This window comes from uncultured Fretibacterium sp., from assembly GCF_938030725.1.
Lineage (GTDB): Bacteria > Synergistota > Synergistia > Synergistales > Aminobacteriaceae > Fretibacterium.
In genome coordinates this window covers 1-17,765 of record NZ_CALHIQ010000013.1, presented here as the reverse complement: position 1 = coordinate 17,765, position 17,765 = coordinate 1, and the positions used below count along the sequence as shown (strand labels likewise).

The 17,765-nt window shown below is 63.9% G+C and carries 13 protein-coding genes; 4 read left to right on the top strand and 9 right to left on the bottom strand.

The genetic code is table 11. The annotated features are described in order from the left end of the window. The first annotated feature begins 5 nt into the window (after positions 1-5). The 4 genes from Q0629_RS00860 to Q0629_RS00845 all read left to right on the top strand — a co-directional run bounded on the left by Q0629_RS00860 (position 6) and on the right by Q0629_RS00845 (position 5,521). A complete protein-coding gene (locus Q0629_RS00860; RefSeq protein ID WP_298777737.1) occupies positions 6-3,629 on the top strand; it encodes a hypothetical protein in 3,624 nt (1,207 codons plus the stop codon). A 116-nt stretch (positions 3,630-3,745) separates the two neighbouring features. Further along, positions 3,746-4,333 carry a hypothetical protein gene (locus Q0629_RS00855; RefSeq protein ID WP_298777735.1) on the top strand — a complete coding sequence of 196 codons (588 nt, stop codon included), beginning with the start codon at positions 3,746-3,748 and terminating at the stop codon, positions 4,331-4,333. A 262-nt stretch (positions 4,334-4,595) separates the two neighbouring features. Next, positions 4,596-4,748, top strand: a complete 153-nt coding sequence (locus Q0629_RS00850) for a hypothetical protein (protein ID WP_298777733.1) — start codon at positions 4,596-4,598, stop codon at positions 4,746-4,748. A gap of 29 nt (positions 4,749-4,777) precedes the next feature. Next, on the top strand, positions 4,778-5,521 hold the full coding sequence (locus Q0629_RS00845; protein ID WP_298777725.1) for an Rpn family recombination-promoting nuclease/putative transposase: 744 nt from the start codon (positions 4,778-4,780) through the stop codon (positions 5,519-5,521). Between the two features lie 223 nt (positions 5,522-5,744). On the opposite strand, the gene Q0629_RS00840 is transcribed toward Q0629_RS00845, so the two are convergent. The 9 genes from Q0629_RS00840 to Q0629_RS00800 form a co-directional block, all read right to left on the bottom strand. After that, positions 5,745-7,259 carry an S-layer homology domain-containing protein gene (locus Q0629_RS00840; protein ID WP_298777723.1) on the bottom strand — a complete coding sequence of 505 codons (1,515 nt, stop codon included), beginning with the start codon at positions 7,257-7,259 and terminating at the stop codon, positions 5,745-5,747. Positions 7,260-7,597: 338 nt separating this feature from the next. Beyond that, on the bottom strand, positions 7,598-9,082 hold the full coding sequence (locus Q0629_RS00835; RefSeq protein ID WP_298777721.1) for a Na+/H+ antiporter NhaC family protein: 1,485 nt from the start codon (positions 9,080-9,082) through the stop codon (positions 7,598-7,600). 175 nt (positions 9,083-9,257) lie between these two features. After that, a complete protein-coding gene (locus Q0629_RS00830; RefSeq protein WP_298777719.1) occupies positions 9,258-10,010 on the bottom strand; it encodes an SDR family oxidoreductase in 753 nt (250 codons plus the stop codon). Between the two features lie 119 nt (positions 10,011-10,129). Next, positions 10,130-10,951: a histidinol-phosphatase HisJ family protein gene (locus tag Q0629_RS00825; RefSeq protein WP_298777717.1), complete on the bottom strand. Its 822-nt coding sequence runs from the start codon at positions 10,949-10,951 to the stop codon at positions 10,130-10,132. Then, a complete protein-coding gene (locus Q0629_RS00820) occupies positions 10,951-12,456 on the bottom strand; it encodes a Na+/H+ antiporter NhaC family protein (RefSeq protein ID WP_298777715.1) in 1,506 nt (501 codons plus the stop codon). Before Q0629_RS00820 ends, Q0629_RS00825 begins: the two co-directional genes overlap by 1 nt. A gap of 120 nt (positions 12,457-12,576) precedes the next feature. Further along, positions 12,577-13,689, bottom strand: a complete 1,113-nt coding sequence (locus Q0629_RS00815; RefSeq protein WP_298777712.1) for an ATP-NAD kinase family protein — start codon at positions 13,687-13,689, stop codon at positions 12,577-12,579. Next, complete coding sequence (gene gcvPB / locus Q0629_RS00810; RefSeq protein ID WP_298777710.1) at positions 13,690-15,276, bottom strand: aminomethyl-transferring glycine dehydrogenase subunit GcvPB; 1,587 nt, start codon at positions 15,274-15,276, stop codon at positions 13,690-13,692. It abuts the gene before it with no gap. 15 nt (positions 15,277-15,291) lie between these two features. Beyond that, positions 15,292-16,674, bottom strand: coding sequence for an aminomethyl-transferring glycine dehydrogenase subunit GcvPA (gene gcvPA, locus Q0629_RS00805; RefSeq protein ID WP_298777708.1), 1,383 nt, complete (start codon positions 16,672-16,674; stop codon positions 15,292-15,294). Positions 16,675-16,699: 25 nt separating this feature from the next. Further along, on the bottom strand, positions 16,700-17,473 hold the full coding sequence (locus Q0629_RS00800; protein WP_298777704.1) for a glucose 1-dehydrogenase: 774 nt from the start codon (positions 17,471-17,473) through the stop codon (positions 16,700-16,702). Between the last annotated feature and the right edge of the window lie 292 nt (positions 17,474-17,765).

The window sequence follows — 17,765 nt, the reverse complement described above, 5'->3', positions numbered from 1 at the left end:
TTTCAATGGAAGACGGAGCACGCGCAAGGCCCGGTCGGAAGGCTGCGAGGGGAGGAGGGCACGGCGCCGTCAAATTTCTCCTTGGCCTCGTCGCCCTGCTCGCCGTCATCGGAGGCATCCTGTCCTTCGTCGACATCGGGGGCGACCTGATCCTCGGCATCGCAAAGGAACAGTTGAAGAAGCAGGCCCAGCTGGAGCTGACGGCCGAGGGCGTCAGCGGAAACCCCCTCAAGGGCTATCGAATCTCGGACTTCTCCGTTGCCACCGAAAGTGGGGACCGCCTTCTCTCCGCGCGATCCCTCTCCGCCAGCCTGAACTTCTCGGCGCTCCTGAGGGGCTCTCTGCGGCTGGCAAACCTGTCGGTCGGTGGGGTGGACATGGACCTCGACCAGTTTATCGACGAGGTCCAGAAGCTGAAGCTTCCCGAAGGCGGGAACGGCGGCGGCGAGCTTCCCCTGGACCGCATCAGCCTGACGGACAGCCGCTTCACGTCGAAGTGGGGCGTCGTCCAGGTGAAGGAGGTCGGGGCGAACGTCCGTGGCAGGAACCTGGACGTCGATGCGGACGGCACGGTTAACGGCGTCCCGGTGCGGGGGGATGCGAACCTGGACGTGTCCGGCGGCACGACGATCGGCATCAACCGCTCCGACGTGAGCTTCGGCCAGGGAAAGATCAGCGTGACCGGCGGCATCCATCCCCTCTCGGAGCAGAACACGGTCACGACACTCGACCTACAGGGCGCCGTGCAGGAGCTGGACCTTCAAGAACTCATGGCGATCCTGCCCGCGCTGGACTCGAACGATTACAGCGGAACGGCGAACCTCAGCGTCGAGGCCAGCGGCACGACGGCGGCGCTCAAGATCACGAGCACCGTGAACTATCGAGGCACCCGGCTGGGAGGCTACCCCGTGGAGCGGGTGGCGGCCAACGTGGACTACAGCGGAGGACACATCTCCATCAGCAACATCGACGCCTCGGCCCTGAACGTCCCCATCACGGGGACCGCGGCCGTCAACGTCGAGGAGGGGAAAGCACCCTCCGTCACGATCAAGCTGGAGGGGACGGACGCCGCGCTGGAGGGGCTGGAGAAGACCTTCCCAACCCTCGCGGGGCTGGGCGGGCGCGTTTCCTCCTTCAGCGCCAACATCCAGGGCCCCGTGAAGGCCCTGAGCGGCGCCGTGAACCTGACGGCCCCCAAGGTGAGCTGGCAGGGCCGGACGGCAACGGACGTCAGGGCTCAGTTGAAGCTTGCCAACAGCGACAGCGCCACCCTGGACGGCAAGTTCAACTTCGAGGGAGCGAAGGGCTTCCTGAACGGCAAGGTCGCCTCGCTCCTGACCGGCCCCAAGATGGACCTCAAGGCCACGCTTCAGGGGCTGGACCTGACCCGCGTCGCCTCACTGATCCCCGGCGCGTCGCAGTACGACCTGGCAGGGCAGGTTACGACGCGGCTCGCCATCCGCGGCGGTACCTCCAACCCCTCCATCAGCGGCACGATCGAGAGCCCTGCGGTTTCCGCGAAGCTTTCTGGCCAGCAGTACGCACTGGACAAGCCCTCCGTGAGCTTCGCCTACGCCGGAGGGACGCTCTCCATCCAGAAGAGCAGCGGCACGCTGAACGGAATGCCCGTAACCCTATCGGGCAAGCTGGGCCCCCTGACCGCCGCCAAGCCCTCCATCGACATGAGCGCGACGCTCACCATCGCGCCAGCGGCATTGGAAGTCCTGGCGCCCCAGGTGCGCGCCTACTCCCTGAAGGGGAACGTGAGCGCCGGCATCAAGCTGACAGGGAACCTGCCGGCTCCCCACGTGGACCTGGTCGCCTCCAGCGCCAACCTCTCCGTCATGAACCTCCTGACGGTTCGCGGCCTGGAGCTCTCCACGGCCCTCGACGGCGGAGTTGCAGTGTTGAACCGGCTGGAGCTGAGCGCCCGTGCAGACAGCGTGGAGGCATCGGGGACGACCCTCACGGACGTGGCGGCGAAGGTGAGCAAGGCCGGGGACGCCATCAGCCTGGCCGGCTTCAGCGCCCGAAGCGGCGGCGGCTCCATTACGGGCAGCGGAACGGCAGGCTCCTCGCCCGACTCCAAGCTGAACCTGACCTTCAACCTGGACCGACTGGACCTGAAGCCCCTGGCTCAGGCATCGGGGCTGGACTTGAAGGGCGTCCTGACGGGCAACGTCGGCATCGGGGGAACGGTAGGAGCGCCGACCTTCAGCTTCAACGGCAGCGCGCCCTCCGTCACGGCCCAGGGGCTCACCCTGATGAACCTGACGGCCGACGCCTCGGGGACACAAAAGGAGCTTCGAATCAACGCCTTCAAGGCGGAGGCGGGCGGCTCGCCCCTCAGTGCCTCCGGCACGGTGCAGTTCGCCCCCCTGTCCGCCAACCTCTCCATTCAAGGCACGGCCCTGGACCTGGCGGCCCTGACGAAGGACTACCCGGACGCCGCGGGGCAGATCAGCGGCAAGGCGAACCTGACCTTCAACGTGACGGGCGGTTCGGGCGGGCTCTCCGGCAAGGGGGCCCTCACCTCTCCGGCCCTGAAGGCCTTCGGCCTGAACCTGACGGAGGTCAACCTGCCCCTATCTTACAACGGCTCCACCTTCGCCTCGTCGGGAGGCACGGCGAGGCTCTACGGCGGCAGCGCCAGGAACAGTCTGACCTTCGATACGGGGTCCTTGAAGTTCAGCGACGAGCTCTCCGCCGACGGACTGGACGTGAACGCGCTGCTCCAGGACGTGACGGGCGGCCTGGGCGGCAGGGTTACGGGCAGAGGCCAACTCAGCCTGAAGCTCAACGGCAGCGCGGCGAAGGGCCTGAGCTACGCCGGAACGGGTCAGTTCACCATGGGCGAGGGGGCCGTCACGGGCTTCAGCGGGCTGGACGTCGTGACGCGCCTCTACGGTACGCAGGGCGTCCGCTACGTCAGCGTCAAGGCGCCCTTCACCGTCAAGACGGGCAAGCTGATCCTTCACGCCGGCGCAGAGGCGACGGCCCCGAAGGGCGACCCGCTGTACCGCTACGCTAAGATCGCCTCCGACGGTGTGATCAACTTCGATAAGACGCTCAACGTTCCCATTGAGCTCATGGTGAACTACCAGCTCGTCAACGCGCTGACGGGCGGCGGCACGGGCGCCCTGGGCGGCCTGCTGGAGGGCGGCACAAACGTGGCCGACACGCTGAAGCAGGCGCTCGGCGGGGGCCTCGAGGGGGCGCAGAAGGGCGGCGCACGGGCGGACTTCCGCACCGTCACCCTGACGCTGAAGGGCAAGGCAGATGCGCCCTCCGTGAAGGACCTCAAGATCGGCCCCTCCACGCTGAAGGACGAGTCGCAGGGCGCGGCGGTCATGACGAGCGCGGATCAGGGCACGCCAGCGGTTCAGGTTCAGCCCGGCGGAGGGACGGCCGCGCCTCAGCCCGAGGCACCGGAGAGCAAGGACGCCGTGGACCGGATAACGGATCGGGTCCTGGACGCCATCATCCCATCGGGGAACGAGGGCCAGGGACAGCAGCCTGCCTCGCAGGACGACGAGGCTCAAAAGAGCCAGGGCGACCAGATCAAGGACCAGTTGAAAGAGGAGCTGGGCAAAGAGCTGAAGAAGGGACTGGAGGGGTTGTTCAACTGAGGCTCCAAACGGTTTAAGGCGCACGAAAACACAGGGAGAACCCCCGGATAAAACAAAGGGAGGGGTGGGCGACCCTGCCCCTCCTGACTTAATGAGAGCGAGGAATGGGTTGACGCATGAAGGACGGCATCAGACAAAGGCTGGACGACCTGGAGGAGTTGCTGCACGAGGAGTACATCACCGGGGAGGAGTACGCGACGGCACGGGAAAACCTTCTGCTGGACATGGGCTTCGACATCGTTCCGCGCCTTGAGGGCCCGGCGCGCCGGGAGCCACAGTCTGCGATGCAGGCCCGGAAGCGTCAGGGCGCGGGGTGTGGCTGTACCCTGGCGCTACTGCTCCTCCTGGTTGTCGCGGCAGGCGGGGCCCTCCTGGCCCTGCCGGAGGAAACGCTGCGGCAGTTTCCATGGACGGAGAAGCTGATGGGCATGGAAGCCTTCCAGCAGGTCAGGCAGTCCCTGGAGCACTTCATCGACGACCTGCGGGGCAATCCCTCCCTGGGGCCCAGCCTTGAGCCCAGCTTCGACGCAGCGGGACCGCAGTTACATTCCCCCGCGCTGGACGCCACAGCACCCGCCTCGGTAGACGAACAGATCGTGGAGGCGGCCAGCGGGGATGAGAACGGCGACGAGGCCTCGACGGACGAGCTGGAACAGGATGCGGACACCCCGCCGGACGAGGACCTGACGGATATCCTCCCCTGAACCCAAACCCAAACTGACTTCGCCCCTTGCAAGGGGGGCTGCCCCCGAAGGGGCTGGGACTGACGGCCCATGAGCGATAGCGAATGGCTGCCGGAAGGCTCCCCGAAAGTGGGGGACTGACGGCCCGTGAGCAAGGGCGAACGGCATCCGGAAGGCCCCCCCGAAGGGGGGTGCTGTTGAGCGTGAAGACAACCCCTCCCGGTCGCTGTTTCGTTATGATATCATCGCAGTACAAAATGACGTTCTTGGGAGGGTTGAGCGCATGGACGAGGAGAGCATCGGCAGGGAGGCCCTGCACCCCATCTACCCGGCAAAGGGCCCCGTGACGGAACAGCAGGTTGAGGAAGATAGTCCCTACCTCCTGCCTCATTCCAGCTCGTCGATTGCGCGGCAACTGTGCCGCGCATCGACATAAGGATCGACACGCCCCACAAGGCTAACGCCTTGTGGAAAGGCGGTCGCCTGCTTAAAAACGTCTACCTCGACATCGTGGCCAGCATGGCGGACGGCACACAGGTGGAGGTCGAGGTACAGGTGAGGAACAGGAACGACTATCCCCAACGCTCCGCCTATTACCTGAGCACCCTGCACGCCTCTCAGATGAGGGCAGGGGATTCCTACCTGGACCTGAGGAAGACGATCTCGATCCACATTCTGGCGTTCAGCTTGTTCGAGGGAGATCGTTTCCACCGGGCGTTCAGCCTGTGCGACGAGGAAACGGGGGAGAAGTTGTGCGAGGATTTGAAGCTAGTCTACCTGGAGGTGCCGAAGTACGTCCGTCAGGGTGTGCCCCGGAACCGCCTGGAGTACTGGCTGCTGTATCTTGCAGGAATGGAGGCGAAGAAGATGCCTGAGGCGATGGTGCAGGACCCGATGATCGGCGAGGCTCTTGACCTGGAGAGGGTGTTTTTGCAGAACCACGAGGAGCGTCTGCGCTACATTTTGAGCTACAAAGCGATGGTGGACAATCTGACGATCGAGGAAACGATCCGTCGAGCAGCCAGGGCAGAAGGCAGAACCGAAGGGTTTGCCGAAGGTGAGGCTAAAGGTGAAGCCAGAGGTAAGGCTGAAGGCATTGCCTCCACGGCGCGGCGGATGTTGGTGAGGGGCGTACCGCTGGAGCAGGTCGTTGACTTCACCGGCCTTTCCCCTGACGAGGTTGAGGCACTGCGGAGCGGGCAACCGTGAGGCTGCCGGCGAAGGCCAAAGGACAGGCGCTCCCCTCGTGGGGGGCGCCTGCGTTTTTTCGCCCCCTAATGAAGCCCCTAAGCGACCGGCACATCTCACTGCGCTACGTTGGCCGTCTGCGTATGCAGGGGGCTGTCACGGATTTCAAGGGAGGCAAAAAGAGAGCGGGAGGCAAAAGCCTCCCGCTCTCTTTTTAATTCAAGACCGTTCGTGATTCTCGTGACTAGAACGTAACCTGGGTACGGAAGCGAATGACGTGGTCATCATTAATGTTGTCGCTGTCCCAGTCGATCTTCACGAAGTTAAGACCAAACTTCACGCTGGGGTTGTAGGTGTACTGAACGCCCAGGCCCCACTCCGTCAGGTCGTCCATATCGTCGAAGTTGTAGCCGTTGTAGAACAGGTGGGTGGCCCACTTGTCGTTCCAAGTCTGGCCCAGTGCCGCACGCCAGTACTTCAGGTCGTCAGGAAGCACTTCACCAAAGTATTTGCTGGTGAACAGCGCTCCATTGTCACCAAGGCCCGTCGGGACGATGAAGCCCTCGTCCATCTGGCCATACTCCAGCCACAGGCTGGTGAACTTCAGAGCCTCCTGCTTGACGTCCACGATCAACTTCCAGTGGTTCGTGCTGTCGAGGTCAGCCTCCTGCCAGACGTAGGTGCCTGCAGCGTTCTGCGCCCAGACATCGCCGTTCAGCTGCTGGTGGTAGAAGATGCCCTTCAGCGCGATGTCGTCGTTGAAGTTGAAGCGAAGGCCCGCATAGATCGTCCACAGGTTGTCGAAACTCCAACCGCTGTTGGTTGCGGTATCAACATACTCTGCGTTGTCACCAAGGAAGGCCTGAGCACCCAAGTCGAAGCCGAAGCGCTCCGTGAACTGAAGCTGAGCCGCCACAACAAGCTCCCACGCCCCAAACGCTTTCAGGTCCTTATCCCTGTGATCGAAGTATTCCTCGCTGGGGTGTGCCACGTAGGCGAAGAACTTGCCCATGCCCCACTGCTTCTGAATGCCAAGGCCATCCAGTGTCCGGTCCGTCAGGATGCTGTCGTAGGCCGCAAAGGTCCCCGTCGCCGGGAGGGCCGTCGCACCACCGATGTAGTACTCATCCTCAAGCTCCCAGTTGAAGCGACCTGCCGTGAAGGTCGTGTCGAAGAAGAACGGAATATCGACATAGAAACGGCTCCAGTTTTTGTTCCCCTCGTCCATACGGATCACGGCGTGCATGGGGTTCTCCTCGTCGCCGAACCACCGCTCGATCCACAGACGCCCACGCTGCAAGTAGACCTTGTTCTCCGACTCAGGAGCATCGCGATCGTCGTAGTTATTAACGTCAAGGCGCATCTGAGCGTGGATATGCCATCCGCCCAGGCGATCCTCAAGCAAGCTGACCCTCTCGTCCAGGTTCTCGACCTTGACGCCCAGAGCCTCCAACTCATCCTTGAACTCAACGACGAGCTTCTTCAGCATCTCCACGTCCTGCTTGCTGGCCTTCGTCATGTCGACGACCGCCAGCGCGCGGGCGAGAGCGGAAGCCATCTCGTAACGCGTCGTGGGCTGCTTGCCCTTGTAGGTGCCGTCCGGATAGCCGGAAAGGATGCCGTGAGCGGCAAGCTGACCGATGGCGTCATAAGCCCAGTGGTTCATCGGAACGTCCATGAACGGGTTGGTGGCCGCGAACACGGGCGCCGCGAAAGCAAAAAGCACCGCAACTGCAATTGCTGCTGCAAACTTCTTCATGATCTTGTGAAACCCCCTTATTTGGTTGTCAAAATACCTTTTGACATGCACCGTCCTCGTCCCTGGGGCACTGCCCTGCGATTCGGGGGGTTCCGGGAGAAGTTGCCTTGTTCCCTTTTCCCATTCCCTTCCCCTGTCGAGAGAAACACCCTGCCGAACCAGCGCCTTGGCTTCCCGTCCCTTATGGCATCTTGGGGGTTCTGCACCTCCTCTCCTGCCGTCAGAATCGAAAAACTTCGCCTTGGCCGACGATGTCGCCGTCCTCACGTGTCCCCACCTGAAGATCAGCTTGGCTATATCTTACAGGATAAGGTGTTTTTGTGCATGGGTCTTAAGGTTTATTTTTCGACTTTTTCCTCAGGTTTGGGGTCCGCCGCCCTGCGGAGGCGCACCTCCGGCTCCGTCGGGATGGAGAAGAGGGGGATGAATCGGTCCCACCCCGTCCAGGTCAGGATCAGCATGGAGCCGACGGCAATCCACGCGAAGTAGTTGTGCAGGATGATGCCGCCCAGCGAAACGGTGCCCACCGCCAGCGGATACACCGCCCAGGTGATCCCCGCAAAGAACGCCATGTAGGCGTGCCACGGGATGAGTTCCGCGCCCAGCACGGCCATCGCGTCCGCGAAGGTGGCGTTGCGCAGCGCCAGCCGATACATGGCCTTCGGGTCGCCCTCCACGTTCTGCTCCGTCAGGTTACGGATGATGGGGCTGAGGGTGACGATCTGCGCCATCTCGTCCGCCAGGGCCGCGTTGCCCAGGAGACACAGCGCCGCGTTGGCGAACATCAGCTGCCGCACCTTGGACACGCACCTCAGCACGGCGGCCGCGATGGGGTCAAAGGCGTTCATCTTGCGCATGACGCCCCCAAAGGCCCCCACCCACAGCATCATGGCGATGGACCAGCCCCCCGCGTCGGAGAAGCCCGCGTAGACGCGCTCCCCAAAGGCGGAGAGGCTCGTCACCGTCCCCGCAGCGAAGCCGAAGATCAGGGAGCTCAGGATGCCCGTGCCCAGGCAGATCAGCGTGCTGGTGCCCCGCGCCGCCATGATGAGCACCAGCACCAGCGGGATCACCATGTAGTACGGCACACCGGCCTGCACCTGGTGCAGCAGCGTTACAGCCGCGGGGCGCTTCTCCTCGAGGGCGGCCCACACCGTGTCAGGAATCTGACGGATGGCCTCCTCCGCGCTGCCCGCCACGTCCGAGAGGCCCATGCTGACCGAGGCGAGGTAGAACGCAGCAACCCCAAGCGCCAGGCACAGCGCGGACCAAACGCCCTGATGGCGCACGCGGTCGATGACGGAAACGTTCTGCATCCCGGAGCTGACCACCGTCGTGTCGGAGATCAGGCCGATGTTGTCCCCAAAGCAGCTGCCGCCCACCGCCGCCGCGACCACCAGCACCGTGCTGCCGCCCACGATGTGGTTCAGCCAGAGGAAGATGGGCGCGCAGGCGGCGAAGGTGCCCCAGGACGTGCCCGTCGCCACGGAGAGGATCGCCGTCACGACCAGGCAGGCAGGCGCCACGAGTTTGGCCGTCATCCCCATGGAGAGCGCCATGTTGATGATGGCGGCCGCCACTCCGGTGGACATGAAGCACTCCGCCACGGCGTAGGCCGCCTGGAGGATCAGGAACACGATCAGGAAATGCCGCAGGTTGTCCAGCGCGGCGTCCTGAAGCTCGCCGAAGGTGTAGTGCTCCGTCGCCATGGCGACGAGCACGGCACAGACGAAGGCGACGGGCGCGGAGAGCAGGATGTCGATGCCGCCGATCATCATTCCCGCCAGGACAGCAATGGGGCTCAGTTTCAACAGTGCGATCATTAAAAGCTCACTCCTTAAATTTAAGTATAGATCAAGGCCGTGAGCGCTCGTTCTCAAGGTTCAACGCACACTCACGGCTCATATTTTTTGAAAGACGACGGCCGTTTCCGTTGCGGCACAAAATTTTTCAAGAATTATCGCACAGGACTCGGTGCAGTGCAAGCGCGGCGCAGCGTCAATACAGCCCCGCGGTTTCGCCGCCGTCGATGCGGACGTCCGCGCCCGTGATGTACCGGGCGTCGTCGGACGCCAGGAAGGCGTAGAGCGCGGCGATCTCCTCCGGCTCCGCATGACGCTTCATGGGGATGCCCTCGTTGACCTTCGCCAACATCTCGTCCGTGTACTCCGCGCGCTGCATGGGCGTCAGGACGTAGCCAGGGCAGACGCAGTTGACGCGCACGACGGGCGCCAGCTCAAGCGCCATCGTCTTGGTCAACAGGATGACGCCGGCCTTCGAGGCGTTGTAGTCCGCGTACCAGCGGTGTCCCTCCGTGCCGTTGGTGGAGGCCGTCATCAGGATGACGCCGCCGCCCTGGTCCCTCATGCGACGGCCCGCCTCCCGAGCGCACAGGAACATGCCTCCCAGGTTGATGCCCATCGTGCGGTTCCACTGGCTGTAGGAGACGTCCAGGGCGTCGTTTCGCACGCTGATCCCGGCGTTGGAGATCAGGACGTCGATGCCGCCGAGCTCCCGGTCCATCTGCCGAAAGGCCGCAGCCACGTCCTCCTCCTTCGAGACGTCGGCCGCAGAGAAGCCGGCGAACTCCGGATGCGCTTTCCGCGTCTCCTCCAAGGCCTCCGCGTTGTAGTCCACGATAAAGACCCGTGCGCCCTCCTTCGCAAACCGACAGGCCGTCGCCAGCCCGATGCCGCTGGCAGCGCCCGTCACCATCACGCGCCGCCCCTTGAGCTCCTCATAACGCGCCATATCCTCCACCTCCGTGCCATTTTCCGTTGCATCAATAAAATCACATGAACCTTTGGCCCTCAACGACAATCGGGGCCGGGGCGCGCAACCCCGCCTCGGTCCCCGCTCCTGTCCTCGCCTCAAAGCGGCATGGGTACAGGCTTGTGTTTCCTGTAAACGTAATACTCCCTGAAGCCCGCATCCCGCAAAATTTCGCCAGCCACGTCAAAACATGCCCCGATCCGCTCCGGGAAGTGCGCGTCCGAGCCCAGGGTAATCAACTCGCCGCCTAGCTCCCTGTACCTTCGGAACACGTCCCGCCCGGGGCTGGAATCCCTCATGCCGATCACCAACGACTTCGTGTTCAGCTCAAGGGCCTTCCCCTTCCGGATGATCGTCCTCATGGTTTCGTCAAGGACGTCCGCATACGTTTCGTAGCGGAACCCCTCGTTTTTTCCGGGGATGTCCCGAAGGACGTAATCCAGGTGCCCGACGGTGTCGTAACCGTTGATGCACGTCAGGTTCTCCAACTGCGTCTCAAGGTACTCCCGGATGGCGGCCTCCTTGGACCGCCCCTCGTAGAGCGAAGGGTCCTCCGTATCCCGGCCGCTGAAGCAGTGCGTGGAGCCGATCACCATGTCGAAGGGATACCTGGCGTACTCCATGTCAATGCGCTCCGCGAGGTGCGGCATTAGGCCGTACTCGATCCCGATGAACACTTCAATGCGATCGCTGTAAGCCTCTTTCACTTCATGGAGCTTCTTCAGGTAGCCCTCGACATCCCCCGTCTCCGAGAGCAGGTAGACGTTACCGTGCCAGCCGGGATAATCGTAGTCCTGATGGTCCGTAATGCAAATGTGTTTCAGCCCGCGCTTGATGGCGCGTTCGAGCTGTGCCTCCGGAGGCGTGTTGGAATCGCTGGAAAAGCAGGTGTGGACGTGAACGTCGGAATACATGGTCATTACGCCCCCGCCGCGCTTTCTTCCCTCTCGCGCTGCGCCGCAAGCTGTTTGGCCGTCGGCTGCTTCTGGATGCAGATGCCCGTGAAGCCGTAGACGATGGCGAAGATCCACACCAGCCAACTGAAGAAAGAGTACTGAAGGAAGGTCAGGCTGGAGGAGAAGAGCACGCTCGCATACAGGATGCCCGACGACGTCCAGGGGAAGAAGCCGGAACAGCCCGTGCCGAAGTCCTCGAGGGTTCGGGAGAGGTTCAGCGTGTTGACCCCCATCTCCTCATACTTCTTCTTGAACATGTTGCCCCCCAACAACAGGGCCACCGTGGAGCTGCCGCCCACGGCGATCAGGACCACCACGGCAATGCCCGTCGTCAGGATCAGGCTGCCCGTGGAGTGCACAAAACCCATGAGGTTGTCCAGCATCACGTCAAGGCATCCGCACTTTTCGGCGATCGCCGCAAAGTAGAAACAGAGCCAGGTCGCCACGAACGTCTTGTTCATGTCCGCGATGCCGCCGCGCTCAAGCAACGTCTTCGCGGCCTTGCCCATGGTTTCCAAATTGAAGTCAGGGTGTGCCGTCAGCACCATCTTGGAATCAAAGCCGCTGTAGAGGACGTTAACCGCGTCCGAGGCCGAGAAGCCCTGATAGAGGACGCCGATCAGGACCGCGATGAAGCCGGAGCCGAACAGGATCACCGTGGACGGCTTCTGCGTGATGGACCCCCAGACGATAAAGACGACGGGCAGCAGCAACAGCGCGTTGAACTTGAACATGGAGCTGAGCGAGGACAGGAGTTGGGCGGTCTCGTCGCTGGTGACGGTTCCCCCGGTCGGGCTGTTCATCCCGATCACGATGTAGACCACGATGGAGATCAGCGCTGCCGGCAGGACGGTCTTCGACATGTTCACGATGTGATCGAAGATGTCGTTGTCCGTCGTCAGCGAGGCGAGGACCGTGGTGTCGGAGAGGGGGGAGAGCTTGTCGCCGAACTGGGATCCGGCATAACAGGCACCGGCCACAAGGCCCAGGTTGACGTTCGGCATCGCCATCGCGAGCCCCATCATCGCAAGCCCTGCCGTGGACGCGGAGCCGTTTGACGTCCCCGTCACCGTGGAAAAGGTGCAGCAGAGCAAAAACGCGCACAGGGCAATCCAGCGGGGGCTGACGAATTGCAGGCCGTAGTAGATCAGCATCGGCAGCGTCCCCGAAAACATAAGTCCACCCAACATAAACCCGATAGCTAGAAGGATCATGATCACGGGGACGGAGCGCCCGATGCGCTCCCCCACCGCGGCCTCCATCTCACGCCACGTGTACCCGCAGCGCTTGGCGATAATCGCTGCATACGCCGCCACAACCACCATCAGGGGCACATAGTTCAGGCCGTAGGCCGCCCCCAGGCCAAAGGTCAGCAACAGGAAAAAAATCGTTGAATACGCCTCGAGGTTCGTCGGTTTCCTCCGCTCTGTCGTCGTCGCCTTTCGTCCTGCTTGGTCCTCATTGGCCATCGCGTTTTCCTCCCAAAGTTAAGCAGTATGAATTAACTTATTGCACAATTCTCTCAATTTTTTCAACCTCAAGATGAACACAATAAACGACTTGCCGACACCCGCAAAGTGCGGCCCCGTTCACCGCGACAGCCGGCACATCTGCCGGCGGGCCCAGCCCGTGACCACCGGAACGTAGCCCGACAGCTCCCGATCCAGGTCCGCGTCGCCCGTATCGACCAGGAGAGGACGTGGAAACAGGGCGTTCAGCTTGGCCGGCGTGGCAGCGACGACGATGTTCTCGCGCCCCGTGGTTCGGATCACCTCCGGACTGAGCTGTTGGTTTCCCCGGCCGAACACGTGCCCCTGCCCGCCAATGACCGTCACGATGAGGGTCGTGTCCTCCGGCTTCGCCATCTCAAGGATCGCGCGTTCCGTCAGGTCACGCCCCACCAGGCGCCGGTCCCTCACCGCGTCCACGCCCAAGAGCGTATCCGGCAGGCCCAGGGCGTCCATCACAGCCTGAGTCGTCGTGCCGGACCCGACCAGGTACAGCCGCCCCGGCCTCATCTGGTCCGCCAGCCAGGCGCCGATGGCCGTGCGGTCGTACTCGTCCCGCGCCATGCCTCCCGACTTCCGATCCTGAAGGCAGCTCCGGTCCAAAGGCACCGTCAGGCAGCCGTAGAGCCGGGCGTTGACATGCCCCTGACGAAAGGCCTCCTCGTCGATGTCCATCACGTCGGCGCGGGTGAAGTCCCTCACCTGGCCGCTCATGAACTTCGCCAAAAGCTGCCCCGACCGGGCGGGCGTGACGCCGTAGACGGCGGAGTGGATCTTGACCCCCGCCGGAACGCCGATCACGGGGACGTCGCGGCCCTCAAGCGCCGAACACAGGTCGCGGGCCGTGCCGTCCCCGCCGGCGAAGACGATGAGGTCTGCCCCGGCCTCCGCCATGGCACGGGCCGCCCGTCGGGTGTCCTCGCCACTCGTCATCCCCTCCGGCGCGTAGACGACGCCGCAGGGGATGCCCAAGGACGACAGGATCGCCTCCCCCATCTCCCCGCCGCAGGACAGGAAACGAACCCCATCGGGAACGGGAAGGGCCGCGGAGAGGGCCGAACCCGCGCGAAGGTGGGCGCGGGGAACGGCGCCGAGTGCAAGCGCCCTGCGCAGCGTCTCCGCGCCGTCCGTCCCCTTCAGGGCCACGGTGCCCCCCATCCCGGCCACGGGGTTGACGAGGAAGCCGATCTTCATCTATTTCTTCCGAGGCTGAAAGTAGCCCGTGTACTTCTGCCGGTAGTTCCGCCACGACAGGACCCAGCGGTCCGGGTCGTCGAAGTAATCGTGGCTCGTGTGGTGTACGGTGCTGTTCAGCGGGGCCGCACGGATGACCTCCGGCTCCTCATAGCACTCCCTTGCAATCTCCTTCAGAATGTCGCAGTAGGTGTCCAGGTCCTCCCTGGAATAGGACTCGCTGGGCTCGATGGTGAAGGGCTCCGGGATGACCCAGGGCTCGTGACTGGACCAGTAGTGCGTCCCGAAGTCCGGGATGCGGCGTGAGACGTCCGCCGTGCCGAAACCCGTGTCCTCCTTCAGCTTCTGCCAGCTATAGCGCACCTGCTCCACGCGAGGCGCGTGGGCCGGGAAGCTGATGGAGGCCCCCTTGATGTCGAGGATTCGCTTCATGCAGTAGTTGTTGTTCAGGATGGCGACGCGGGACGCCTCCTTCAGGCCCTCCGCACCCAGGCTCATGATCCAGGCGTAGGCGCGCACCGCCACCGGAACCACGCCCCAGAAGGACTTGACCTTTCCGCAGGTGTGGGGCAGGTCGAAGTCCAGGTAGTACCCCCGCTCCGGACTGTGCTCCACCAACGGGACGGGCATACAGTCGCGGAACTCCTTCCGGCAGGTGATCATGCCCACGGCGGGGCCACCGCAGCCGTGGGGAGAGGAGAAGGTCTTGTGCAGGTTGAAGAAGGACATGTCGAAGTCCGCCTCCACCGTGCGGGTGATCCCCAGGAGGCCGTTGGCGTTGGCCTGGTCGTAGCAGCAGAGGGCCCCCACCTCGTGGGCCAGCCGTGTGAACTCCCGAATCCGGCGGTTGAAGATGCCCGTGTCCTCCGGGTTCGTCATGAAGATGGCGGCCGTGTGCTCGTCCAAGGCGGCCTTGAACGCCTCCAGGTCCGGCAACCCCTCCTCGTCCGGGGGCAGCACGATGACCTTGTACCCCTTGACGACGGGGCAGGCGGCGTCGGAGGGATGAGAGAAGAACGTGGTGATGACGGTGTCCCGCCCCTCCTCCCCTCTCTTTCGCCAGTAGGCTCGAACCATGGAGGCCAGGGCCAGGATGCCGTGGGTGCCGCCGCCGGGCTGGACGCTGAAGCACTCCAGCCCCGAAATCTCGCCGAAGAGCTGCCCCAGCCGCCAGACGATCTCCAGGATGCCCTGGGCCGTCCCATCGGGCTGCAGCGGGTGCATGTCCACCACCTTGGGGCCGGAGGCCAGCCGGTCGTTGACCTTTGGACTGTACTTCATCGTGCAGGTGCCCTGACCGATGTCGATGTTGCTGTCCACCCCCAGGTTCTCCTGGGACAGGTGGTTGTAGTGCCGCGCCAGTTGAGGCTGGCCGATCTCCGGCAGGTCCGGCGGCGTCTCACGCCTCATGCAGGCCGGAAGGCTCGACACGCCGTCCCCGACCTCCAGGGCCACCCTCTCCGACACCTGCGGGACCAGCACGCCGCGCTGCCCCTTCACGCTCAGCTCGTAGATGATGGGCTCGTTCCAGCTGGCCTGATGGAACCTCGCCAGGCTCGTATCCCTCTTGTCCGCGATCTTGTCCATGAAAAATGCCTCCCCTCAGCCCAGGATCTCCGTCAGGGCCGCGGCCAGCCCGTCGATGTCCTCCTCCGTCGTACGCTCCGTCACGCAGAGGAGAGCGCACTGCCCCAGCTCCGGGAACTTCGCGCTGAGGTCGTACCCGCCCAGGATGCCGCGCGCGAGGAGCGCCTCGTTCACCTCGGCCACGCTTCGCCCCTCAAACCGGACGACGAACTCCGCGAAGGGCGTTCCGGACAGGGGACAGACCGTCAGGCCGGGCACGGAGGCCAGGCGCTTGCGGGCCAGAAGGCTGCGCTGCAGGATCGTCTGCCCCAGCTCGCGCATCCCCTCCGGCCCCATGCTCGCCAGGTAGACGGCCGCGGCGATGCTCCACAGAGCGGCGTGGGTGCCGACGAACTCCTTGGCGTGGTCGCGGTTCGCAAAGGACGTGCGCTCCCACATGACGTCCCCGAAGCCCCACTCCCCGTGGGTGGTGGGGGCCAGGCCGAACAGGCGCGAGGGGTACTCCCGAACGATCTCAGGCCGGTCCTTCGAGGCGACGTAGCCCGCCACGCCACCGCCGTAGTTCATGTGGATGCCCAGGCCCTGGATATCGCCGCAGGCGATGTCCGCGCCGTACTGGAAGGGGGGCTTCATCACGCCCAGCAGCGAGGGCTCCGCGTAGACCAGGAAGAGCGCGCCCGCCCCGTGGGCCATTCGAGCGACCTCCTCCGCCTCCTCCTCGACGATGCCGAAGAAGTTCGGGTTCATCACCAGGACGGCCGCGACATTGCTGCTCAGCTTCTTCTTCAGGTCGGACAGGTCCATCCGGCCCGTCCTCCGGTCGTAGTCCACGAGGGTCAGTGCAACGTCCGGATCGAGGTAGGTCCTCACAGCCTCCAGCACGTCCGGGTTCAGGGCGGCCGTGACCAGCACCTCGTCGCGCTTCGTCACGCGCGTCGCCATGCGGAGCGACGTACCCGCCGCCTGGGAGCCGTCGTAGTTTGGAACGTTGACGACGTCGCAGTCCAGGAGCTCCGCCATCATGCTCTCGTACTCGAAGCAGGCCTGAAAGCGGCCGTGGTCCTCGTAGGGCTCGCCGGCGTAGGCGGACAGGAACTCCGAGCGGCCGATCACCTCGTCCACCAGCGCGGGGACGTAACGGTTCCAGCAGCCCGCGCCCAGGAAACACGTCAGCTCCTGCGCCGTGCGGTTCCTGTCCAGGATGGCCGACACGTGGCGCACCAGGTCGCCCTCCGCGGTGAAGGGCGCCGGGAGCTTCAGCGGCTCCTTCATCAGGAGCTCCTTCGGGATGTTCTGCTCGATCAGCTCATCGATGGACCTCACTCCGATGGCCTTCAGCATCTCAGCCTGGATGGCGGGGTCCGAGTTTGGTATGTAGGGGACGTTGCGTTTTGACATTGATAAGACCTCCCCGGTCCGTCCGTTAAGCAATGCCGCCGCCGTCCACGACGAGGGCGGCGCCCGTTACCCATGACGACAGGTCACTGGCCAGGAACAGCACGGCGCGTCCGATGTCCTCCGGCGTGCCGAGGCGCGCCAGTGGGCGGCCCTTTGCGGAATCCCTCAGGAACGCGCCCTCCTCCTCTCCCAGTTGACGGCCTTCGTCGCGCAGCATGTTCGTGTCCGTGTCACCGGGGTTGACGGAGTTCACGCGGATGTTCTGCGAGCCGTGGTCGATGGCCATCGCCCGGGTGAGGTTCACGATGCCGCCCTTCACGGCGCAGTAGGCCGCGGCCTTATCCCCGCCCTTCAGGCCCCAACCGGACCCGGTGTTGATGATGCTGCCGCCGCCACCCTTCGCCATGACGGGGATGACGTGCTTCGAGAGCAGAAAGGTACCCTTCAGCCCCACTCCCAGCACGAAGTCCCACTCCGCCTCCGTCAGGTCCACCACCGTCTTGCGCACCGTGACGCCCGCGTTGTTGAACAGGATGTCGATCCTACCGTACCTATCGACCACGGCGTCCACGGCCGCGGCCACCTCGGCCTCCGACGTGACGCTGCATCGGACGAACATGGCGTCGATGCCCATGCCGGCGAGTTCGGAACGGGCGGCCTCTCCCGCCTCCGCCTTCAGGTCCAGCAGCACCACGGACGCGCCGTGCCGTCCGAGCACCCGCGCCGTGCCCAGCCCGATGCCTCCGGCGCCACCCGATATCACGGCGACCTTGCCCTTCAGAGAGATGTGGTCCTCCATCGCGACTCCTCCTCCCCGCGCGTCGCTCTGCGCGTTTTATTTTTGAAGATGATTCCCTGTGCTGTTGTATCGATGCAGTGCGTTTGCACCAAGTGTATACAAAGTATACACTGAGGGCGGAGCCGTTGTCAATTCATTGTTTTTTCCGCTCATCTGCCGCGTTTGGCCTGAGAAGCCAGCAGCGCAAAAAAAGCCTCCCCTATAAGGGGAGGTGGTCCGAAGGACTGAAGGGGGTCAGCCAGACGACACGACTTACGGACGCCGACAGGCGGTCGGCGTCGTGTCGGTCGGC